We start from the raw sequence: 21,430 nt of genomic DNA, 5'->3' as shown, positions 1-21,430 counted from the left end.
GCGCGGCACCGGGAACGCGCCGCGGGGCCCTACCTGCTCAGTGGCTACGCAGGTGCGGGGCGTGGGCGCGGGGGTCCAGGGGCTCCCGCGCCTCCTCCACGTCGTCCGCCAGGGCGCGGGCCCACGCGACCACCGCCGTCAGGTCCATGCCGTGGACACCGTCCCGCTCCGCCCCACGGCACCACTCCTCCACATGACCGGCCCCGCGCCGCAGCAGCCGGGCGCCGCCGGTGAGGTTGCCGCGGGCCGCGTGGGTCAGGCCCACCGCCGTCTGGGCCAGCCCCCGCCAGAGCCGGCGTTCCTCCTCGGGGCCCGACTTCCAGGCGTCCTCGAACACCTCGTGCGCGTGGAACGGCCGGCCGGCGTCCAGCAGCGCCTGCGCCTCGGCCACCGTGCCGGCGGGCGTGCGGACCACCCCCTCCGGCTGACGGTCCACGCCCTCGGCCCCGTACGGCAGCGGACGCCCCAGCCCGTCCCGCGGCCGGGCGTTGCGCGCCCGCCCCTCCTCGTCGCGGTCCCGGCGGCCCCCACGGGCGCCGCCGGCCGTACCGTTTCCGGATGCACTGCTCATCCGCCCATTGTCCCGCCCGGGCCCCCGGGCGCGTCGATCAGGCCTCCGACGTGCGGTAAAGTACTCCTCACGTGATCACGCGGCACCGCTGCGGGAGAGCGGATCGGGACGTGGCGCAGCTTGGTAGCGCACTTGACTGGGGGTCAAGGGGTCGCAGGTTCAAATCCTGTCGTCCCGACTGGAGACAGTCGCAGGTCAGGGCCGGTTTCGGAGCTATCCGAGACCGGCCCTCGACCGTTCTCGGGGACCGGTTGGGGACGGGCGTCCTTGGCCGCGTCGAGGGCGGATCTCCTCGCTGACGGGAACCCTCCGGGCCCGCTTGCGCGTGGTCTGGCCTCGTACTCCAGACCCACTCGGTGGTGTCGATGTCTCCGACGCGGCAGCCCGAGACGTCGCCGATGCGCGCGGCGGTGCACGCGGTGAAGGCGACCGCATCGCCCGAGCCGCGGAGCTTGAGCTGGTCGCGGGGCGCGGCCACGCGTGCGTCGGCCGGAGCGACGCGCTTCTCCCAGTCGGGCAGAGCCGGCGGGTGCGGGTCGAGGTGCTTGTCAACGGGGGTCGAGCGTCTTCGACACCGTACTCGGCAAGCCCCTGTCCGACGGGTCGCTCGGAGACGCCACCATAACAGAGGTGGTAGTACGGAATCGCCCCTGGCCGCCGCAAGAGGGTTCAATGCCCAGGTGGTGAACTGGGCACAGATGCGCGACTGCTGGTTCGACGTTGATCGCGTTCCAGAGCTGTTGGAGCGGGTGGAGCGCCAGGACGACGCGGAAGCGTGGCAGGAGCTGGGATGGCGGCTCGTGCTTGAGCACGACCTGGTGTCGCCCGCCGGCTTCGCTGCCCTGCCGCGCCTGGTGTGCCTTGCGCCACGCAACGCGGAGGCACGCCGCCTGGCCGGGAGGATCTTGGAGCGGGCGGCCGGGCGGCACGACTGTGACGATCTGCTGGCGGACTGCGCCGGCGCGATCGCGGAGTTCGGTGCGGTGCTGGACCGGCACCTGCGGTCGAGGCCGGATGACTACCTTGCGTCCTTCCGTGCCCTGCTGGCCGTCAAGGAGGAGTACCACTGGGCGAACGCCCTGGAGGGCTTCGAGGACGACATCCATCATGTGGACTGTCCCCATTGCGGCGTGGAAGTGACGATCGCCATCGGCGACTTCGGGTGCTATACGGAGGTGTGGGACGGGGGTGAGCGGATGCGACGGGACCTGTGGCCGGCGGACGCCGAGGAGCTCACCGGAACAGGCCGGTGGATGCATGACACCACGATCCGTGATGGACAGGAGGTGCTCGCCAACGGGATCGCCCACCTCTTCGGTGAAGCAGAATGCCCGTGCTGTGCCGGCGTCTTCACCGTTGCGGACGAGTACACGGCCGCCAACCGTCCGGTCGTGTGACAGGTCATGACCAAGCCGCAGAGCGGACCGATCTGCCCCTGTCCGTCGGTATCCCAGGTGCCAACATCCACGACAGCCCGCCGCGGCCCTCGTCGGCGAAGGCCCGCAAAGCTCCACACCGACAAAGGCTACGACTACCGTCACCTATGGCCAATGGCTGACACAGCGAGGAATCCGGCACTGCATCGCCCGCAAGGGCGTCAAGACATCACAGCAACTCGGTAGACGTCGCTCGACCATCGAACGGGCCATGTCCTGGCTCACCGGCTGCCGCCGACTCCACCACCGCTCCCAACGCAAGACCGAGCACTTCCTAGCCTTCCCCAGCCTCGCCTGCACCCTCATCTGCTACCGCCGACTCGCCAAATGAGAGGATGGTGTTCGAACCCAAGCGGCCAGGGTGGGACACGAGGCAAGGGTCGCCGACGAAGCCCGATCGTTGGCCCGTCGACAGGCCATCGGAGTGCGGGCTATGTGCGTTCGGCGGCTGGCCTGACGGTCCGCCTCGGCGGGGCCCCGGAATGCCCAGAACTCCCCGTGCTGTACGCGGACACGTGGCGGCGCTCGCGCCGTGGCAGACATCGCTCCTCACTGTCATGGGGTGAGCTGCGCCAGGGACTCATGCCGACACGAACAGACCGCAGCGGGGCTTCCTCCCCCACCCCGACGGAGGTGGGGAAGGTCGGCCCTCAGGGGGTGTAGCCAATCCAGTTGTGGGCGACGTTGCCTGCCTGGCAGGACCACTGGGTGGCGACGGCGTTGTCATCCACGCTGCCGCCGTAGATGGTCATGCAAAGATTGCTGCCGCCGTTGCGGAGGACGGCTCCGCCGGCGGTCCCCGTTTCCCTGGTCCAGCTCTGCGCGGCGCTGCCGTTGCACGTCCACTCGTTCAGCACGGCGCCGTTGGAGGTACTGCCGCCGTACACGGTCAGACACTTCTTGCTGTGGAAGTGGCGGATGGTGTTCCCGACCCAGTACCAACTCTCGGCCGTGTTGTCCTGGCAGGTCCACTGGACGACGTCAGCGCCGTCGTTGAGGCTGCCGCCGTAAGGGAGCAGGCATTTACCGCTGTTGACGTTCCGGAACCGGACGGGCGTGACGGAGGACGGAGTCGGGTCGAAGTCGAAGACGAGACGCTGGGGCAGGACCTCGCCGGCCTGCTCGACCTCGTTCACTCCGTGGATACGCCCGGTGGACGAGTCGTAGTCGAGGTTCTGCGTCATGTCTGGGACGGCCGTCACGACGCTCGGATAACCGCCGGGTGCGCCCTTGTGGACACATGCGGACTCCCGGTATCCGGTCTGGAAACTGCCGGGGCAGAGCCCGCTGACGTAGAAGGTGCCCTGGATGTTGATGACGCCCTGCATGCTCCTGATCGGCGAGAGCCACGCGCCCAGGGCGGAGACACCGTTCTTCGGCAGGCCGGTGGAGAGGTCGAACGGCCACCGGACTATTCGGCCGGGATGGGCGCTGGACTTGGTGACCCACTCGGAGGACAGGAGGGCGTCGTTGGTGCGGTCAAGGCTGAGCGAGGTCAGGCACGGCTCGTTGTCCGTCTGGGTTCCGCAGTTGTCGGTGTCGCCGATCGGTGTGGTCGAATAGCGGTAGGCCCGCGGCAGGAAGTAGTCGAGCCCCTTGGGTTTGTTGAGCCCGCTCGTGACCATGAGGTCCTCCAGGCGGAAGACTTCGAGATGCTGCCCGCTACCCACAAGCAGGTTGTTCTTGTACCAGACCACACTGTCGCCGTGTGTGCCGTTTGACGGGGTGACCGTACCGTCCGCGGCCAGCCTGCCCAGAAAGACGTCGAAGTATCGCGGAGGCGCGGAACCACGGTCGATGAATCGCAGCTTCGCGTAGTTCCCGTAGGGGTAGGCAGTGTCGACGCTGGGGTTGTTCGACGCGTCCCGCTCGGCACCGTGCCAGGAGACGACCTGCCACTTCCGGCCGCCCCACACCCCGTCCGTTGTCTCGGTGTGGGGCAAGGAGATCCCCTGGGGAGCCTTGCGGTCCGAGCCGCTGTCGTCGACGGAGTTGTTCCAGCAGAAGCCGTTGGCGCCGGCACCGGGATGGAACGGCTCGGGGAAGCACAGGCCGCTCTTGGCATACCCACCGGTCGCGGCGAGGGACGACAGGTTGATCTTGGTCAGGTTTCCGTTCACGGCATCACCGGCCGGGATGTCGCTGGTGTTGTCGTCCCGCAGGCTGAGCTTGAAGCTGCTTACATCGGAAACGGGCTCGAACCAAGACTGGGCCTGCGCGGTCTCCGTAGCGAGGGTGGTGCCGGTCAGCATCAATACGCCCACGCCGGCGACGCGCGCCACGCGTCCGGCACCTCGGCGCAGGCTGGATAGAATGTCGCGTTGCATGGCGCCGAGAATGTCATGCGCCCAACATCGGTCGACGGCGGGGCGCTCCTGAGCGGAGCACCCTGTTCCGAAAGATTGCGGCACCGGCTAACAATTCATCTCATTGGGCGAGTCGGCGGTAGCAGATGGGGGTGCAGGCGAGGCTGGTGAAGGCGAGGAAGTGATTGGCCTAGCGTCGGTAGCGGCGGTGGAGCCAGCCGCAGCCGACGAGCCAGACCATGGTCCGTTCGGTTCGATGGTCCAGCGATGTCTCGGGCGCGGCCGGAGGAGCGTGAAGCGCACGACGACGGAGATGGCGGGCACGGTCTGCTGCTCGTGGCAGTGCTGGCCGCCGACTGGGGGCACGGACGAGCGCCGCTGGGGCAAGATCGTGTGGGCGGACCTGGAGGGGCGCGGGTGACCACGGGAGAGACGCCCGGACGCAGTGCGGCCCGCGCCCACCTGTTGCAGTTGCTCGAACTCTTCGGCACCGACGGATGCCTGCGGATCAGTACGGCCACCGCTGAACCTGGCGCGCCCGCCGCCGGTGGAGAGTCCGAGGACGACGAGCAGAACTGACCGCCCCAGGCGACGGCAACGCCTCGGCCGGTGAACTCCACCGAGCCGGGGCTTCGTCGTCTCACGGCCCGCTGGGCTGGAAGAGGCCGCGGCCGAGGGTCTCGTGAAAGCCGCGAAAGCGCCGGTGGGAAGCCCGCCACTCATGATGTGATGCTGCTGTCATGACTGATCACCGCGAGGTCGCCATCGTCCGCCGGCATGGCCGGACCGCTTCGGTCGGAGACGGCCTTTCCGCGCTGCTGGCCGCCTACCACCTCCAGACGGAGGCCGAGAAGGGCGAGTCGGTGGTCGGCGTGGACGACCTGCCGGACCGCTATCGGGCAGAGGTCGAGGCCCCGCGGACGGCGTTGGCCGACGACGTCGTTCTGGTGGCTCTGCGTGAGGACGCCGCCGTGGGGTGCCTGGTGCTGACCTCCCCGAACGACGGACGGTCGGAGATCAAGAGGCTCTGGACCGACCCGGAAGCCCGCGGCCAAGGCATCGCGTCGGCCCTGCTCGACGCCGCGCTCCGTCACGCCGCGGACAGCGGTGTCCACACCGTCCGGCTCTCGGTCTGGGAATGGCGGACCGGTGCCATCACCCTCTACGAACGGCTCGGCTTCACCGTCACGCAGTCCTGGGACGAGCGAGAGCAGTTGGTATGCATGCAGCGCACCTTGTGACCGGCCGAGCAGGCCGCCGACGAACCGTGCCCGCTCCGCAATGGGGGAGGAGGACAGGTGCACCGGCCAGGGCGGCGCGATGAGCACGCGAGGGGTGGCATGGCGGTCAGCCGAGACATCTCACGGGGCGGCCGTCGTCCAGACGGATACGACTGCGACCACCTGCGGCGATGGCTCCGCGCGGGGAAGCCCACGCAAGGGCATCGAGTCCGCACAGCGGTTGGGTCGACATCCGTGTCGCCAAAGCCCTCGTCGGATACCAGCGGATAGTCCCCGCGAGCCGATCAGCTCGGGGGGATCCCCAGGTCGATCGGCGGCAATCCCCATGGTTCCAGGATGCCGGTGCAGTACTCCGCGATGAACTGGACCGCACCGCCACCGTAGTGCCACCAGGCCCCGCCGCGTGAAGCAACCGTGACGACCCAGTCCTCCGGCGTCGACCCTGTCGTTCTCCACATGAACTTGTCGCAGTCGCACGACTCGCCCCAAGGCAGCAGGCCACCGGGAGCGGGGTGGGCCGACAAGCCGAGTCGGGGTTCCAACCAGGCATCAGACAGCACTTCGAGGGTGGCAAGGATGCCCTGCAGAAAGCGGCCTTCCTGGCCTCGCTCAGGGATCCGGACCAGAAGGAAGCCGCCGATGTCGAAGGCCGGGTACCACTCGGCGAGGTGCTTGAAATCAGAGGGAAGCCTGGTACCCAGGCCTTGCTCGAGGCCGGCCCAGTCGATGACGGCGCGCGTCGGTCGACGCAGGGCGGTCAAGCCGGGGACAGCACGCTCCAACAGCGTGAGGGCCTCCTCAGGATCGGTTATGCGGCGGTGCGGCGTCTGCGTGCTGACCAGTTCTGCGTCCACGAACCGCAGCGTGCCACACGCATCCGACGTTCCCGACAGGCCTGCTCGCCAGGCATCCGCAGCAACCAGAACCATCAGATGATGCTCAGATGGTGAACTGGACGGAGATGCGCGACTGCTTCGGGGATGTCGATCGCGTTCCTGTGCTTCTGGAACGGGTGGAAGTCGAGGCCGAGGACGACGCCGAAGCGTGGGATGAGCTGGAATACCGACTGGTCCTCGAACACGACCTCGTGTTCCCCGCCGGCTTCGCCGCCCTGCCCCGCCTGGTGTGTCTCGCGCCGCGAAGCGCGCGGGCGCGTGGACTGGCCGGGGCGGTCCTGCGATGCGCGCCTCGACACCACCGCTGCGGCGATCTGCTCGAGGAACACGCCGAGGTGATCGCCGAGTTCCGCACCGTGTTGGACCGGCACCTGCGGTCCCGGCCGGAGGACTACCTCGCGACCTTCCGCGATGCGCTCGCGGCGCGGGAGGAGTACCACTGGAGCGCCGTCCTGGGTGACTTCACGGACGACTCTACCACCTGCCCTGCCCCCACTGCGCCGTGGAGGTGACGATCGCCATCGGGGACCACGGGCGCTGTTCCGCGATCCGGGACTGGCACCTGGGCGACGTGGACCGCCGTGACCTCCGGCCGGCGTCTCCCGACGCACTCTCCGGCACCGGCCGGTGGATGCACGAGACCGCCGTCCGCGACGGGCACGAGGCCCTCGCCGACGGTGTCGCCCACCTCTTCGGCCGGGCCGAGTGCCCGCGGTGTGCCGGCGTCTTAGGCATCGCGGACGAGTACACGGCCGCCAACCGCCCCGTTCTGCGATAGGCACGGTCGAGCGAGGGCTCGTTCCACCTGGCCGGTCACTTGTCGGTGGTGGGGGCTAGCGTGATCCACGAACCAACGAGCGAATGCATGAACGAACGAGCGATGGAGCCGGCCCGTCGTGGCCGGTGGGGGAGGGCGTGCGATGACTGTGCGCGAGCAACTGGCCGCCGAGGACCTGTTCGAGATGCCCGCCGCCTGGCGCCGGGCCGTCCCGGCACCGCTGCGGCGGGGAGGGACGGCGCGTCCGTCGGAAGACGCGCCGGCGCGGATCTCGCGGCAGCTCAGCGACGAGGCGCCGTGGATCGGGCGGATGCTCAGCGCCCCCGAGAGCGACCCCGGTCTGGTCGCGGCCGCCCGGGCCTATGTGGCCGGGGACCACAACCCGCTCGGTGCCGCCGTCTTCACCCGGGTCGCCTTCCACTACCAGTTGCAGGCTCTCTTCGTGGACTTCTGGGTGCTGCAGCACGGACTGCCGTTCGCCGCCCGGACGCTGGTGGAGATGACCGCCGTCGAGGCCCACTACCGGCAGGCCGGCCAGGTGCGCAGTCAGCCCGAACTGCGGCGCACGGCACCCGACGCCCCCAACCTCTCCTGGCTGCGCGGTGAGATGGCCGACCGGCTCCGCCTGCTGATCGCCGCCGCCGACGAGGAGACGTACCGGCAGACGAGGGAGGAGCTCGCCTCCTGCGGCGACACCGCCGCCCGCCGCATCCTGGCCGCCCACCTGATGCCCGACGAGCGCGAGTGGATCGACGCGTGCTGCGTCGCCCCGCTGCCCGCCGACGCCGAACTGCGGCTGATGCTGCTCTCCCTGGTGTACCGCCCCGACCAGCTCGACTGCTTCGAGGGGCAGGTCGGACTGCACTGGAACGGCTGGACGGCGCAGCTGGTCGCCGGTCTCGCCGACCGCGTCGGCCCGGTCTTCGCTCCGCTGCTGGCCGAGCGGTTCGGCAGGTGGCACGACGCGGAGCGCTACCGCACGACGGCGGGCTGGCTCCTCGAACTGCCCACCGACGAGGCCTTCGCGCTGCTGCTCCGGCACGCCGACGACCGCGCCGTCCGCCCCACCCTCCTCGAGGCCATGCGGCGCTACCCCCTGCGCGCCCTGCGGCTGCTGTCCGCCGCGGTGGCCGCCGCCGGCAAGGACGACGCCGCCCTGCTCCAGCAGTTGCTGACCTCGCACGTCGTCTCCCACGCCGCCCTCGTCCGGGAGGCGCTGCCCGACCTCGCGGAGGACACCGCCGCCCTGGTGACCCCGCTGCTGGAGGGGGTGCCGGGCCGTGTCGCCGACGCGCCGGCCGAGGCGCTGCCCGACGTGCTGGTCTCGCCGCCGTGGCTGCGGGAGCGCAAGCGCGCCAAGCCCCGGGTGGCCGAGCCGGGCGCCGGTCCCGAGCCGGAGGTCCAGTGGGCGAAGGGGGAGCAGGAGGCGTGGGCGGCGGCCAACTCCCAGCAGGCCGCCTGGGTCGCCCGCTGGCGCTCCGACTACGCGTGGACGAGCGAGATCGAGGCGCTCCGCAGGGGCGAGTCCCCGCACCGGGTGTGGGACGCCCACCTCTTCGTGGTCTGCCCCGAGGACGTCGTCCGGCCGCTGCTGTCCGCCTTCGACCCCGAGGACCTCTGGGACGGCGAGACCTGCCTGAAGCCCGTGGCCGCCCGCCACGGCCTGCACGCCCTGCCCATGCTGCTGCGAGTCTCCGCCCGGCACCCCGCCACCCTCGGAGCGCTGCTCCTGCCCTACCGCAGCGTCGACGTGGCCCGCCGGATGGCGGACTGGCTGACCCGGCTCAAGTCAACGGCCGCCGTCGCCCGGGCCTGGCTCCAGCGGCACGGCGCGGCCGCCGCCCCGCTGCTCGCGCCCGACGCCGTCGGCCCCGCGGGCAAGGCCCGCACCGCCGCCGAGCACGCTCTGCGCCTGCTCGCCGGACAGCTCGGTACCGAGGCCGTCGTGGGCCGGGTCGCCGCCGTGCACGGCGAGGAGGCGGCGGGCGTCGTCGCGGAAGGCCTCGCCGCCGACCCGCTGCTGAACGCCCTCCCGGCCAGGATGCCCGCGCCCTGCGCGTGGGCCGACCCCGCGCTGCTCCCGCAGGTCCTGCTCGCCGACGGCGGCGGCGCCCTGCCCGCGGACGCCGTCCGGCACGCCGTCACCATGCTGCAGCTCTCCAGGCCCGGCGACCCCTACCCGGGCGTCGCCGTCCTCCAGGAGCACTGCGAGGCCCGCTCCCTCGCCGAGTTCGGATGGGCGCTCTTCGAGGCCTGGAGGTTCAACGGCATGCCGTCGCAGGACACCTGGGCCCTCCACACCCTCGGCGTGCTCGGCGACGACGACACCGTGCGCCGCCTCACCCCCGTCATCCGCGCCTGGCCCGGCGAGAGCGCCCACCACCGCGCCGTCGAGGGCCTCGGAGTCCTCGCCGCCATCGGCACCGACGTCGCCCTCGCGCACCTGCACGGCATCTCCCAGCGCGTGCCCTTCAAGGCGCTCAAGAAGCGCGCCCAGGAGAAGATCGAGGAGGTCGCCGAGGGCCTCGGGCTCACCGGCGAGCAGCTCGCCGACCGCCTCGTCCCCGACCTCGGACTCTCCGCCGACGGCAGCACCGTCATCGACTACGGCCCGCGCCGCTTCACCGTCGGCTTCGACGAACAGCTGCGCCCCTACGTCCTCGACGGCGACGGCAAGCGCCGCAAGGCACTGCCCGCGCCCGGCGTCAAGGACGACCCGGAACTCGCGCCCGCCGAACGCAAGCGGTTCGCCACCCTGAAGAAGGAGGTCCGCACCCTCGCCTCCGACCAGGTGCGCCGCCTGGAGGCCGCCATGGTCTCGGGCCGGTCCTGGACCGCCGCCGAGTTCCGTGAACTGCTCGTCGCCCATCCCCTGGTGTGGCACCTGGTGCGCCGCCTCGTCTGGCTCGCCGACCACGACGGCGCCACCACCGCCTTCCGCGTCGCCGAGGACCGCACCTTCGCCGACGTCCACGACGACGAGTGGACCCTCCCCGACGGCGCCGACGTCCGCCTCGCCCACCCCCTCCACCTGGGCGCCGACCTGGCGGAGTGGGCCGAGCTGTTCGCCGACTACGAGATCCTCCAGCCGTTCCCGCAGCTCGGCAGGCCCGTGCACACCCTGACCGAGGAGGAGGCCGGCGGCCACCGGCTGACCCGCTTCGAGGGCGTCACCGTGCCGGTCGGCAAGCTGCTCGGCCTCACCAAGCGCGGCTGGGAGCGCGGCAACCCCGAGGACAACGGCGTGGAGCGCTGGATCTCCAAGCGCCTCCCCGGCGACCGCTTCCTGGTGATCCAGCTCGAGGAGGGCATCGCCGTCGGCATGGTGGACGAGTTCCCCGACCAGCCGCTCGGCGAGATCTGGCTGGACGACGTCCCCGGGGACTACCGCCCGCTCGACCCCCACACGCTGCGCCTCGGAGACGTCGACGCCGTCACCGCCTCCGAGTTCCTCGCCGACCTCACCCAGCTCACCGAGAAGTGACGCCCCCACCATGACCGAGGACATCACGGCGGCCGCCGAGGCCGCCTCCGACCCCGCCGGAGCACGGCTCCAGCGCCCGCCCGCCGAGGTGCGGTACGCCGACGAACTGGCCGCGCTGCGGGAACAGGACACCGGACCGCGCCCGCCCGGCTGGAAGCTCGGCCTGCGGGCCGCCCGCCGCTTCGTCTGCGGCGACCCGGAGACCGGCATCAGCCCCAAGTTCGCCGGCAGCCCCTCCCTGGTGGAGCGCGCCCTGGTCACCCTGGCCACCAACCGCGGCCTGATGCTGGTGGGCGAGCCCGGCACTGCCAAGTCCCTGCTCTCCGAGCTGATCGCCGCCGCCGTCAGCGGCAGCTCCACCCTTACCGTGCAGGGCGGCGCGGCCACCACCGAGGACCAGATCAAGTACTCGTGGAACTACGCCCTGCTGGTCGCCGAGGGCCCCTCCCGGCGCTCCCTGGTGCCCGCCCCCATGCTCAAGGGCATGACGGAGGGCAGGATCGTCCGCTTCGAGGAGATCACCCGCTGCCCGCTCGAGGTCCAGGACTCCCTGCTCTCGCTGCTGTCGGAACGGGTGATCGCGATACCCGAACTCGACGGCCCCGACGGCATGGTCTTCGCCCGCCAGGGCTTCAATGTGATCGCCACCGCCAACACCCGTGACCGCGGTGTCAACGAGATGAGCGCGGCCCTCAAACGCCGCTTCACCTTCGAGACCGTCTTCCCCATCGCGGACTTCGACACCGAACTCGACCTGGTCGAGGCGGAGGCCACCGCCCTGCTCCACGCGTCAGGGGTGGAGGCGCCGCCGGACCGGGGCGTCCTGGAGGTGCTCGTCGGAGCCTTCCGGGAGCTCCGGGGCGCCGAGGACCGCGGGCGGGGCTCGGCCGTGATGAGCACCGCGGAAGCCGTCTCCGTCGCCCACGCCGTCGGCGTGCGCGGCTGGTTCCTGCGGGGCGAGGCCGGGGACGAGACCGACGTGGTCGCCTGCCTCGCCGGAACCGCCGCCAAGGACAGTCCCGAGGACCTCGTCCGGCTGCGCCGCTTCCTCGACCAGGCCGGCCGGCGACGAGGGGACCACTGGCAGGCTCTGCACGAGGCACGCCACCTGCTCGCGGACGGCTGACCCGGGCATGAGCACCGTCACCTGCCCCGGCACGAGCACCGTCACCTACCTCGGCGTGCGGCACCACTCGCCCGCCTGCGCCCGGCTGGTCCGGCGCACCGTCCGCGCGCTCAGACCCGCGTACGTCCTGGTGGAGGGACCGGCCGACATGAACGCCCGGCTGGACGAGCTGCTGCTCGGACACCGGCTCCCGGTCGCCGTGTTCAGCCACTACCGGGACGCCGGACGGGTCGCCACCAGCTGGGCCCCGCTGTGCGACCACTCCCCGGAGTGGTGCGCGCTCACCGAGGGCAGGGCCGCCGGGGCCGAGGTCCGCTTCATCGACCTGCCCGCCTGGCACCCCGCCTTCACCGAACGCCCGGGCGGCGCGGCCAACCGTTACGCCGACGCCGAGGCCCGCCACGCCGAGGCCACCGGGCGGCTCCGCGCCCACTACGCGGTCGACACGGTGGACGCCCTGTGGGACCGGCTGTTCGAGGTGGCGGACGACCCGGCGGAGGCCGCCCCGCCGGGGACCGCGGACCCGCTCGACGACCCGCTGGCCCGTCGCCTGGACGCCTACTTCGACCTGGTGCGCGGCGACGCCCGCGCCGACGACGGCGACCGGGCCCGCGAGGCCTACATGGCCTCCTGGGTCCGCGCCGCCGCGGCGCACGCCGGGGACCGGCCCGTCCTGGTCGTCACCGGCGGCTTCCACCAGCCCGCCCTGCGCGCCCTCGTCCGCCACGACGACGCCCCCGCCGACTGGCCCGAGGTCCCCGGGCCGCCCGCCGACGCGGTCGCCGGCAGCTTCCTGGTGCCGTACTCCTTCCGGCTGATGGACGCCTTCGGCGGCTACCAGTCCGGCATGCCGTCCCCCGCCTACTACCAGCGGCTCTGGGAGGAGGGACCCGAGGAGGCCGCGCGAGGGCTGCTGCGCGACGTGGTCGGACGACTGCGGGATCGCGGGCTGCCCGTCTCCACCGCCGACCTCGTCGCCGCCCGCACCCTCACCGAGGGCCTCGCCGCCCTGCGCGGCCACCCCCACCCGGCCCGCGTCGACGTGCTCGACGGCCTGGCGGGCGCCCTGATCGGCGAGGACCTCGGGCGGCCGCTGCCCTGGAACGCCCTGGGAGCCCTGACCCTCGACGACCACCCCGTGGTCGTCGAGATGACGGTGGCCTGCACCGGCGACCGCACCGGAAGCCTCCACCCCGACACCCCGCTGCCGCCCCTGGTGCACGCCGTCGACGAGGAGGAGCGGCGCCTCGGCCTCACCGCCGACGGCCCCCTCACGCTGGACCTCGCCACCACCGAGGGCCTGGAACGCAGCCGCTTCCTGCACCGCCTCAGGGTGCTCGGCATCCCCGGACACACCCGTGCCGTCGGCCCCGGGCACGGCACCGACCCCGTCTTCCGGGAACGCTGGGACGCCGTCCCGCGGACCGGCCGCGAGGCCGCGCTGATCGAGGCCGGAGCGTACGGCGCCCTGCCCGACGAGGCCGCCGCCGCGCGCCTCACCGAACAGGTCCGCGTCGCCGGCACGGACGTCGCCGCCCTCTCCGGCCTGCTCTTCGACGCCGTGCTCTGCGGCGTCACCGGCCTCTCGCACGACCTGCTGGGCACCCTCGCCGGCAGCGTCCGCGGCGCGAGCGAGCCCGGTGCGCTCGGCGGGACGCTCACCACGGCCCTCGGGCTGTGGCGGCACGACCGCGTCTTCGGCGTCGCCCGGACACCGCTGCTCGCGGCGGTGCTCGACGGGGCCGTGGACCGGCTGTTCCAGCTCGTCGAGGGACCCACCGGCGGCACCGGCGTGGACCGTCCCCGGCTGCGCGCCCTCGCGGCGGCGCGCGACACCCTCCGGTACGCGCCGGAGGTGCTCACCCTCACGCCGCGGTACGCCGCCGAGGCCGCCGCACGCATCGCCGAGGACCCCCGCGCGCCCGCCGACCTGCGCGGCGCCGCACTCGGCCTGCGCCGCTCGCTCGACGGCGGCGACGGCGACAGCAGCGGTGACGGCAGCGCCTGCAGCGGCGGCAGCGGCAGCATGGGCGGCAGCGGCAGCAAGGGCGACAGCGGCACCGCCGCACTGGCCCGGAGCTTCGCCACCGCCGGGACCGACACCCTCGGCGACTGGCTGGCCGGGCTGTTCGCCCTGGCCCGCGAGGAGGTCCTCGGCCCGGAACGGGACCAGCGCGATCCCCTGCTCGACGTCCTCGACGACGTGGTCACCGCCCTCACCGACCAGGACTTCCTGACCGGCCTGCCCGCCCTGCGCCAGGCCTTCGCCCACTTCCCGCCCCGCGAACGCGAGCGCCTCGCCCAGCACCTCCTCGACCGCCGCCGCCTGCGCGGCTCCGCCCGCTCCCTGCTGCGCGTCACCGCCGACCCGCTGCTGCGGGCCCGCGCCGCCGCGCTGGAGGAGCGGGTCGCGCTCGTGCTCGACCGGTACGCCCTCGGAGCGCCCCGATGACCGCGACCCCGCCCACGCCGTCCACGCCGTCCACCCCGCCCACGCGCGACCCCGGGCTCGAGCGGTGGCGGCTGATCCTCGGTGCCCCCGCCGAGGCGTGCACCGGCCCCCTGGATGGCGAGGCCGCCGCCCAGGACGCCGCGCTGGACTGGCTCTACGGCCGCGACCAGGACCTCGGCCGCCGAGGTGTCCGCCGCGGCCCCACCACCACCCGCGAGGGCGGCCACGGCCCCTCGGCGGTGACGGCCGTGGACTGGCTCGACGACGTGCACCGCCTCTTCCCCAAGGAGACGGTGGAACGCCTCGAGCGCGACGCGGTCGAGCAGTACGGCGTCGACGAGATCGTCACCGACCCCGAGGTCCTCTCCCGGGTGGAGCCCAGCCAGAGCCTGCTCCGCGCGGTCCTGCGCACCAAGCACCTGATGAACCCCCAGGTGCTTGCTGCCGCCCGGCGCATCGTGGAGGCCGTGGTCGAGGAACTGACCCGGCGGCTGCGGCCGGAGATCCGCCGCTCCCTCACCGGCTCCCGCAACCGCCGGCCCAGCCGGATCCCGCTGGCCCGCGACTTCGACCTCAAGGGCACCCTGCGGGCCAATCTCGCCCACTACCAGCCGGAGCACCGGCGCGTCCTGATCGAGCGGCCCCGCTTCCACTCCCGCAGCCGCCGCCACCTGGAGCAGTGGCAACTGATCCTGCTGGTCGACCAGTCGGGCTCCATGGTCGGCTCGGTCATCCACTCCGCGGTGACCGCGGCCTGCCTCTGGGGGCTGCCCGGACTGCGGACCCACCTGGTCGCCTTCGACACCCAGGTCGTCGACCTCACCGCCGACGTGCCCGACCCGGTGGAACTCCTGATGGGGGTGCAGCTCGGCGGCGGCACCGACATCGCCCGCGCCGTGCACTACGCGGCCGGACTGGTGGACAACCCGCGCCGCACCGTCGTCGCCCTGGTCACCGACTTCTACGAGGGCGGTGACCCCTACCGCCTGGTGCGCACCGTGCGGGACATGGCCGCCCAGGGCGTCACCGTGCTCGGCCTCGCCGCGCTGGACGAGGAGGCCGAGCCGGCCTACGACCGGGAGCTGGCCGCCCGGCTGGCCGAGGCGGGCGCCCACGTCGGGGCGATGACCCCGGGACGGCTGGCCGAATTCGTCGCCGAGAAGGTGGGCCGCGGATGACCAGGACGGACCTGCTGGCCCTCACCCCCGACCTGCTCGCCGCGCTCTCCAGCCGCGGCCTGGTCAAGCGGGCCCTCAAGGACCTCGACGCGGGCTCCGGTCCCACGGTCGAGTCCGGCGCCGACGGCACCGTCCGGGGGCGCTACCCCGACGGCACCGAGAGCGAACTACCGCCGCGGCAGGGGCTGGAGAGCGCCGTCTGCTCCTGCGCGGCGACCGGGGTGTGCCGCCACCGGGTGGGGCTGGTGCTCGCCTACGCGCGGGAGGCCGAGGGCGGCAGCTCGCGGGAGCGGGAGTTCACCGACTGGTCGCCTGGCGCCGTCGACGACGCCGCGCTGGAGACGGCCCTCGGGCGGCCCGTCCCGGTGGCGGCCCGGCAGGCCCGGCAGCGCGGGTACGCGGCCGTGGTCCACCGGGCCCGCCCCGACGCGCCCACGCCGGCCGTCGAACTCGCCGCCTGCACCGTCCGCTTCCCGGTGCCCCACGAGGTGAGCCTCGCCCTCACCGACGCCGTCCCCGAACTGCGCGACGAGGCGATCGCCCTCGCCGTGTGGGCCTTCCGCGAGGCCGACGCCCGCGGCACCGACCGCCTCACCGTCGGCGGCCCGGGCCGGCCCGGCCGCACGGCCACGGCGGAAAACCCCACCGCGACCGACAACCCCACCTCGCCGCCACGCCCCACCGCCCCGGACAACCCGGCCTCGCCGGACAACCCCACCGCCCCGGACAGCCGCACGGCTCCGCGAGGCCGCACGGCTCCGCGAGGCCGCACTGCCCCGCAAGGCATCACCGCCCCCGACAGGCCCGCCTCGCCGGCACGCCCCGCCGCCCCGGAGCGCCCCACGGCCCAGGCACGCCCCACTTCCCCCGACAACCCCGCTGCCCCGGAACGCTCCACCGCCCCGGAGACGTCCGCCCCACAGCATCCCCCCGCGCCCCCGAGGACCCCGCACCGGCGGGCCGGGAGCCCGGCCCCCGCCGGTCGCCCCGCCGAGGACCGCTCGCACCGGATACGGGTCGCCGCGCTGGACCTCGCCGAGGAACTGCTGCTGGACGGCGTCCCCGCCGCCGGACCGGTGCTGGACGGCACGCTGCGCCGGGCGCAGGAGGACCTGACGCGCGATGGGCAGCACTGGCCCGCCGCCGTGGTCGCCGCGATCCGCGACCAGCTCACCGCCTACGCCGACCGCGCCGCCCGCCACGACGCCGACGCGTACGCCCTGCTGCTCGCCGAACTGCACGCCCGCCACCGAGCGGCGGCCACCGACCCGGCCGGCGTGCTCGGCACCGGCGAGGCCGCCCGCACCCCGCTGCGCCTGGTCCGGCTGACCGCCCTCGGCTGCCGCGTCGGCGGCTCGCACGGCGAACGGACCGCGGCGATCCACCTGGCCCACCCCTCCGCGGGCGTCGTCCTCACGCTGCGCCGCCGCTGGGAGGCGGACGACGACGGGCCCCCGCTCACCGGGGAGCGGCTGGGCGCCCGGCGCCTGCTGGGCACCACCCTCCGCACCCTGGCCGCGTCCAACGTCGTCAGCGAGAACACCACGCGCACCGCCGGGCGGGCCGTCGAGATCTCCCGGGGCCGCGTCGCCGCCGCCACCGTCACCCCGGTCGGGTCCGCCTGGCAGGACCTCCCCCCGGGTCTGCGGATCGACGACCTCGCCGCCCAACTGCCCGCCCCGGAAGTGCGGCTGCCGGGCCTGATCCGGCCGAGAGTGGAGGCGGAGTCGGTGCGGGTGCTCACCGTCGGCGAGGTCGGGCCGGTCCGTTACGACCCCGCCCGCCAGCGGCTGGAGGCCGTCCTCCGGGACCCCGCCGGCCACGAGGCCCTGCTGAGCGCCCACCACAACCCGTACTGCCCTGGCGCCCTAGACGCGCTGGCCGTCGCCCTGCGGAGCGGCCAGGTCCTCCAGGTCAGCGGCTTCCTGCGGCACGAGGCGGGCGGCATCGTGATCGACCCGCTCGCCGTGCGGACCCCGGAGGGTGTCCTGGTGCCCGACCTGGCCCCGGGGGAGGGGGACGGGGCCCTGCCCGTGGCTCCCGCCCCTTCGCCGGACCCGCTGACCGCCGCCACCGACGAGGCGCTGGCCGCACTCGCCCAGGCCGCCCACCGGGGTCTGCGTCACCTGGCGGGGACCGCCCGGGCGGACCTGGACCGGGCATGCGGCGGCCTGCGGCGCGCCGGTCTGCGGGCCGCCGCCGACGCCCTTGCCGGTCTGCAGGAGACCCTGCGCGCCCACGGCCCGGCCGCGGCCGTCCCCGCCTGGACCGACGCCACCATCCGCCTCGCCGTCACCCGGGAACTCCACCGGCGCTCCGGAGACGCCGGCTGAGCGCACCGCCCGGTGAGGCCGCGACCTCACCGGAGGGTGCACCCGGCGGACCGCGGCCTCACCGGAGGGCGATCGCCGTCCAGGACACCGGCGGCAGCTCCACCGACAGCACCCCGTCGGAGACCGCCGCGCTCGCGTTCACGGAAGGCGCCACCCGCTCCGGATCGGCCAGGGTGTTCTTCGCGTAGACGTCCGCGTCGGCGAGGGTGAGCGCCTCGACGACCCGCGAGGACCCCAGGCCGCGCACGTCGACCGTCACCCGCGCGGGCTCCCGCAGGTCCCGGTTGACCAGGAACACCGCCGCCCGGTCCTCGTCGACGGTCGCGACCGCGTCCACCAGGGACGCCTCCCCGTGGCGGGCCGTGAGGTACGACGGCGCGTCGATCACGGGCCGGATCACCTCACCGGAGGCGAGCCTGCTCGTGATCGCGAACGGGAAGAACGTCGTCTGCCGCCAGGCCGGTCCCCCCGGCTCGGTCATGATGGGGGCGATCACGTTCACGAGCTGCGCGAGCGACGCCGAGGTGACCCGGTCGGTGCGCTTCAGCAGGGTCATCAGCAGGTTCCCGACCACCACGGCGTCGGCGACCGTGTAGACGTCCTCCAGCTGGCGCGGGGCGAAGCGCCACTCGTCGTTGACCTCGTCGGACTCCTGGTGCTCCTTGAGGTACCAGACGTTCCACTCGTCGAAGGAGATGCCGATCCTCTTCCTGGAGCGCTTCTTGTGCCCCACGTGGTCGGCGGTCGCCACGACGGTGTCGATGAAGTGCTCCATGTCCAGCGCGGAGGCCAGGAACGAGCCGAGATCGCCGTCGTGGACCTGGTAGTAGGCGTGGCACGAGACGTGGTCGACGTGCTCGTAGCTGTGCTCCAGGACCGTGCGCTCCCAGTCGCCGAAGGTCGGCATCCCGGAGCCGGAGGAGCCGCAGACGACCAGCTCCAGGTCCTTGTCGGCCATCCGCATGGCGGCGGCGGTCCGGGCGGCGAGCTTGCCGTAGTCGTCCGCGGTCATGAAGCCGGTCTGCCAGGGCCCGTCCATCTCGTTGCCGAGGCACCACATGCGCACGTTGTGCGGCTCGGGCGTGCCGTTGGCGATGCGCAGGTCCGAGAGGGCCGTCCCGGAGGGGTGGTTGGCGTACTCGAGGAGGTCCAGGGCGGGCAGGATGCCGCGGGTGGCGATGTTGACGGCCAGCATCAGCTCGGAGCCGGTGAGCGCCAGCCAGCGGGCGAACTCGTCCAGCCCCACCTGGTTGGGCTCCAGCGAGTGCCAGGCCAGGTCGCGGCGGACCGGGCGCTTGTCCCGCGGGCCGACCGAGTCCTCCCAGCGGAAGCCGGAGACGAAGTTGCCGCCCGGGTAGCGGATCGTCGTGGTGCCGAGCTCGCGGACGAGTTCGACGACGTCCCGCCGGAAACCGTTCTCGTCGGCGGTGGGATGCTCCGGCTCGTAGATCCCGGTGTACACGCACCGGCCGAGGTGCTCGACGAACGAACCGAAGGTGCGGCGGCGGACGGGGCCGACCACGGCCCTCCGGTCGAGCTCGATGTGGGCGCGGGGCAAGGCGCTGGTCCTTTCGGTGGGGCGGGGCGGGCCGGAGGCCCCGGCGGGGCGACACGGCGGGGGAGCGGGCCTGCCCCCGCCGTGGACACGACGGGGGCAGGCAGGAGGGCGGTGCGCGGGGGAGAGGCCCCCGGGGCTCAGCCCTTCACGGCGCCGGTGAGACCGCCGACGATCTTCTTCTCGAAGATGGAGAAGAAGATGAGCGCCGGCAGCATCGCGAGCGAGGTGAACGCGAGGATCTTCGCGGTGTCCTGGGAGTACTGCGAGGCGGACAGCGCCTGCACGCCGAGCGGCAGGGTGTAGTTCGCCTGCGAGTTCAGCACGTACAGCGGCAGCAGGTAGTTGTTCCAGCTGCCCAGGAAGCCGAGGATGCTGACCGTCACCACGCCGGGCGTCGACAGGGGGATCACCATCCGGAAGAAGAACCCGAGCCGGCTCGTCCCGTCGATCGCGGCGGCCTCCTCGAGCTCCTTGGGGATGGCCTTCAGGAACGGCACCAGGATGATGACGGTCGTCGGCAGGCCGAACGCGATCTGCGGGATGATGATGCCGAGCAGGTTGTCGATCAGACCCAGGTTCTTGATCATGATGTACAGCGGCGTGATCGCGATGACCAGCGGGAACATCAGACCCGCGGCGAACAGCGAGTACATCGCGCCCTTGAACCTGAAGTCGTAGCGCGCGATCACGAAGCTGACCATCAGGCCGAGCACCACGATGCCCACCGTGCTCGCCAGACCGACGGCGATCGAGTTGGCGAACTGGCCCCAGAACGTCTGCGTCGCCAGGACGTCGGTGTAGTTGCCGAAGGACCACGGGCTCGGCAGCCCCGACGGGTCGGTGGTGAACTGCGAGTTGGTGCGGAACCCGCCGAGCACGATGAACAGCACCGGGGCGATGCACGCCCCGATCAGGAGCAGCGCGACGATGTAGGTGAAGGGGTTGCCCCACTTCTGCCGGGCTCCGTCGCCGCCGCGGCCGGGGCGCCTGCGCCGTGCGATCCCCGTGAGGTTCGCGGACTTGGCGGTCGTCGCGCTCATCGGGAGCCTCCGTCGGTCAGGGCGCCCTGCAGGTCACGGCGCAGGACGAAGCGCTGGTAGAGCAGCGCCACGAACATCGAGATCACGAACATGACGACCGCGATGGCACTGCCGTAGCCGAAGTTCGCCGCGTTGCGGCCCTCGGCGACCATGTAGATCGCCATCGTCGAGGTGCCCGCGGTGCCCGCGATGTACGGGCCCCAGATGATGAAGACGAGGTCGAACAGCTGCAGCGAGCCGATGATCGACAGGAAGCCCCAGATGCGGATCGTCGGGCCCAGCAGCGGCAGCGTGATGCGGCGCTGGATCTGCCAGTAGGAGGCGCCGTCGATCTCCGCGGCCTCGAAGAGCTCGTCGGGTATGGACTGCAGGCCGGCGAGCATCAGGATCACCGCGAACCCGATGTACTTCCAGGTGATGATCGTCATCAGCGTCCACAGCGCCAGATCCGGGTCGGACAGCCAGTCCTGCTGCCAGGACTCCAGCCCCAGCTTGCCCAGGAGGTCGTTGACCGCGCCGTTGGACTGGAGCATCAGGCCCCAGCCGGTACCGACGATGATCTCGGAGATGACGTACGGCACGAAGATCAGGATGCGGATCACCGAACGCCCGCGGATCTTCTGGTTGAGCAGCAGGGCGAGGCCGATCGCCAGGGGCCCCTGGACCACCAGGGAGAGCACCACGATCAGCAGGTTGTGCGTGAGGACCTCGTGGAAGGCGGGGTCGGTGAGGATCAGCTTGTAGTTGTCAAGACCCACCCAGTCGGTCGGGTCTCCGTAGCCCTTCCACCGGTAGAAGCCGTAGTAGGCGGCCAGGGCCACCGGGAAGATCACGAACGCCAAGAAGATGAGGATCGCCGGTCCGGAGAGAATCGCGATCTCGAGTCGCATCCGGGCACGGCCACCGCGGCGGCGTCGAGCCGCTCGCGGTGAAGCCGGGGAGGCGGACTTGGCCGCGTCCCCGGCTTCGGGCGTGCCCTGCGACCGACGGCCGGTGGCCGCGTCAGTGCCCAGGGTGTCGCTCATGGTTCC

General features: G+C 72.6%; 17 protein-coding genes, 1 tRNA gene and 1 pseudogene. 13 read left to right on the top strand and 6 right to left on the bottom strand.

The features are described 5' to 3' along the window. Positions 1-37: 37 nt before the first annotated feature. Positions 38-571 carry a DUF309 domain-containing protein gene (locus ACWD3O_RS26430; RefSeq protein ID WP_451417600.1) on the bottom strand — a complete coding sequence of 178 codons (534 nt, stop codon included), beginning with the start codon at positions 569-571 and terminating at the stop codon, positions 38-40. Between the two features lie 104 nt (positions 572-675). Between ACWD3O_RS26430 and ACWD3O_RS26425 the strand changes: the two genes are divergently transcribed. The 3 genes and pseudogenes from ACWD3O_RS26425 to ACWD3O_RS26415 form a co-directional block, all read left to right on the top strand. Continuing rightward, positions 676-749, top strand: a tRNA-Pro gene (locus tag ACWD3O_RS26425). Between the two features lie 502 nt (positions 750-1,251). After that, a complete protein-coding gene (locus tag ACWD3O_RS26420; protein WP_451417599.1) occupies positions 1,252-1,968 on the top strand; it encodes a hypothetical protein in 717 nt (238 codons plus the stop codon). A 20-nt stretch (positions 1,969-1,988) separates the two neighbouring features. Continuing rightward, positions 1,989-2,338, top strand: a pseudogene (locus ACWD3O_RS26415) (transposase); the annotation flags it as partial. A 319-nt stretch (positions 2,339-2,657) separates the two neighbouring features. Here ACWD3O_RS26415 and ACWD3O_RS26410 read toward each other — a convergent pair. Beyond that, positions 2,658-4,334: an RICIN domain-containing protein gene (locus ACWD3O_RS26410; RefSeq protein ID WP_451417598.1), complete on the bottom strand. Its 1,677-nt coding sequence runs from the start codon at positions 4,332-4,334 to the stop codon at positions 2,658-2,660. A 271-nt stretch (positions 4,335-4,605) separates the two neighbouring features. On the opposite strand from ACWD3O_RS26410, the gene ACWD3O_RS26405 reads away from it, so the two are divergent. From ACWD3O_RS26405 to ACWD3O_RS26395, 3 genes are all read left to right on the top strand, one after another. Further along, complete coding sequence (locus ACWD3O_RS26405) at positions 4,606-4,734, top strand: hypothetical protein (protein ID WP_451417597.1); 129 nt, start codon at positions 4,606-4,608, stop codon at positions 4,732-4,734. Next, positions 4,731-4,892 carry a hypothetical protein gene (locus tag ACWD3O_RS26400; RefSeq protein ID WP_451417596.1) on the top strand — a complete coding sequence of 54 codons (162 nt, stop codon included), beginning with the start codon at positions 4,731-4,733 and terminating at the stop codon, positions 4,890-4,892. Before ACWD3O_RS26405 ends, ACWD3O_RS26400 begins: the two co-directional genes overlap by 4 nt. A 161-nt stretch (positions 4,893-5,053) precedes the next feature. After that, complete coding sequence (locus tag ACWD3O_RS26395; protein ID WP_451417595.1) at positions 5,054-5,554, top strand: GNAT family N-acetyltransferase; 501 nt, start codon at positions 5,054-5,056, stop codon at positions 5,552-5,554. Positions 5,555-5,838: 284 nt separating this feature from the next. Here the strand turns inward: ACWD3O_RS26395 and ACWD3O_RS26390 are convergent, their stop codons facing one another. Next, on the bottom strand, positions 5,839-6,483 hold the full coding sequence (locus tag ACWD3O_RS26390; RefSeq protein ID WP_451417594.1) for an SMI1/KNR4 family protein: 645 nt from the start codon (positions 6,481-6,483) through the stop codon (positions 5,839-5,841). 14 nt (positions 6,484-6,497) lie between these two features. Here ACWD3O_RS26390 and ACWD3O_RS26385 point away from each other — a divergent pair, with 14 nt between their 5' ends. The 7 genes from ACWD3O_RS26385 (at position 6,498) to ACWD3O_RS26355 (ending at position 17,801) form a co-directional block, all read left to right on the top strand. Then, positions 6,498-6,962 (top strand): hypothetical protein, encoded by a 465-nt coding sequence (locus ACWD3O_RS26385; RefSeq protein WP_451417593.1) that lies wholly within the window; start codon positions 6,498-6,500, stop codon positions 6,960-6,962. Then, positions 6,959-7,228, top strand: a complete 270-nt coding sequence (locus ACWD3O_RS26380; RefSeq protein WP_451417592.1) for a hypothetical protein — start codon at positions 6,959-6,961, stop codon at positions 7,226-7,228. The genes ACWD3O_RS26385 and ACWD3O_RS26380 overlap by 4 nt, the downstream gene beginning before the upstream one ends. 142 nt (positions 7,229-7,370) lie before the next feature. Further along, a complete protein-coding gene (locus ACWD3O_RS26375) occupies positions 7,371-10,712 on the top strand; it encodes a DUF4132 domain-containing protein (protein WP_451417591.1) in 3,342 nt (1,113 codons plus the stop codon). Between the two features lie 10 nt (positions 10,713-10,722). Continuing rightward, the gene (locus ACWD3O_RS26370) at positions 10,723-11,838 is read left to right on the top strand and encodes an ATP-binding protein (RefSeq protein ID WP_451417590.1); all 1,116 of its coding nucleotides are present in this window, start codon (positions 10,723-10,725) and stop codon (positions 11,836-11,838) included. Positions 11,839-11,845: 7 nt separating this feature from the next. Next, positions 11,846-14,290, top strand: coding sequence for a DUF5682 family protein (locus ACWD3O_RS26365; RefSeq protein ID WP_451417589.1), 2,445 nt, complete (start codon positions 11,846-11,848; stop codon positions 14,288-14,290). Next, positions 14,287-15,468, top strand: coding sequence for a VWA domain-containing protein (locus ACWD3O_RS26360; RefSeq protein WP_451417588.1), 1,182 nt, complete (start codon positions 14,287-14,289; stop codon positions 15,466-15,468). Before ACWD3O_RS26365 ends, ACWD3O_RS26360 begins: the two co-directional genes overlap by 4 nt. Beyond that, the gene (locus ACWD3O_RS26355) at positions 15,465-17,801 is read left to right on the top strand and encodes a hypothetical protein (RefSeq protein ID WP_451417587.1); all 2,337 of its coding nucleotides are present in this window, start codon (positions 15,465-15,467) and stop codon (positions 17,799-17,801) included. The genes ACWD3O_RS26360 and ACWD3O_RS26355 overlap by 4 nt, the downstream gene beginning before the upstream one ends. Positions 17,802-17,859: 58 nt before the next feature. Here the strand turns inward: ACWD3O_RS26355 and arfA are convergent, their stop codons facing one another. The 3 genes from arfA to ACWD3O_RS26340 form a co-directional block, all read right to left on the bottom strand. After that, entirely contained in the window at positions 17,860-19,359 is a 1,500-nt protein-coding gene (gene arfA, locus ACWD3O_RS26350; RefSeq protein ID WP_451417586.1) for an arabinosylfuranosidase ArfA, read from the bottom strand. Positions 19,360-19,496: 137 nt separating this feature from the next. Further along, the gene (locus tag ACWD3O_RS26345; RefSeq protein ID WP_451412188.1) at positions 19,497-20,399 is read right to left on the bottom strand and encodes a carbohydrate ABC transporter permease; all 903 of its coding nucleotides are present in this window, start codon (positions 20,397-20,399) and stop codon (positions 19,497-19,499) included. Then, entirely contained in the window at positions 20,396-21,424 is a 1,029-nt protein-coding gene (locus ACWD3O_RS26340; RefSeq protein WP_451417585.1) for a carbohydrate ABC transporter permease, read from the bottom strand. Before ACWD3O_RS26340 ends, ACWD3O_RS26345 begins: the two co-directional genes overlap by 4 nt. Positions 21,425-21,430 lie beyond the last annotated feature (6 nt).

It is taken from the genome of Streptomyces sp. NPDC002640 (assembly GCF_053592575.1).
The sequence above is the reverse complement of the archived record's forward strand: the minus strand, read 5'-3'. Positions and strand labels throughout refer to the sequence as shown.

Coding starts and splice junctions, on each gene's coding strand:
- ACWD3O_RS26430 (WP_451417600.1), bottom strand. CDS start 571: ATGAGCAGTGCATCCGGAAACGGTACGGCCGGCGGCGCCCGTGGGGGC.
- ACWD3O_RS26410 (WP_451417598.1), bottom strand. CDS start 4,334: ATGCAACGCGACATTCTATCCAGCCTGCGCCGAGGTGCCGGACGCGTG.
- ACWD3O_RS26395 (WP_451417595.1), top strand. CDS start 5,054: ATGACTGATCACCGCGAGGTCGCCATCGTCCGCCGGCATGGCCGGACC.
- ACWD3O_RS26390 (WP_451417594.1), bottom strand. CDS start 6,483: ATGGTTCTGGTTGCTGCGGATGCCTGGCGAGCAGGCCTGTCGGGAACG.
- ACWD3O_RS26385 (WP_451417593.1), top strand. CDS start 6,498: ATGGTGAACTGGACGGAGATGCGCGACTGCTTCGGGGATGTCGATCGC.
- ACWD3O_RS26375 (WP_451417591.1), top strand. CDS start 7,371: ATGACTGTGCGCGAGCAACTGGCCGCCGAGGACCTGTTCGAGATGCCC.
- ACWD3O_RS26370 (WP_451417590.1), top strand. CDS start 10,723: ATGACCGAGGACATCACGGCGGCCGCCGAGGCCGCCTCCGACCCCGCC.
- ACWD3O_RS26365 (WP_451417589.1), top strand. CDS start 11,846: ATGAGCACCGTCACCTGCCCCGGCACGAGCACCGTCACCTACCTCGGC.
- ACWD3O_RS26360 (WP_451417588.1), top strand. CDS start 14,287: ATGACCGCGACCCCGCCCACGCCGTCCACGCCGTCCACCCCGCCCACG.
- ACWD3O_RS26355 (WP_451417587.1), top strand. CDS start 15,465: ATGACCAGGACGGACCTGCTGGCCCTCACCCCCGACCTGCTCGCCGCG.
- ACWD3O_RS26345 (WP_451412188.1), bottom strand. CDS start 20,399: ATGAGCGCGACGACCGCCAAGTCCGCGAACCTCACGGGGATCGCACGG.
- ACWD3O_RS26340 (WP_451417585.1), bottom strand. CDS start 21,424: ATGAGCGACACCCTGGGCACTGACGCGGCCACCGGCCGTCGGTCGCAG.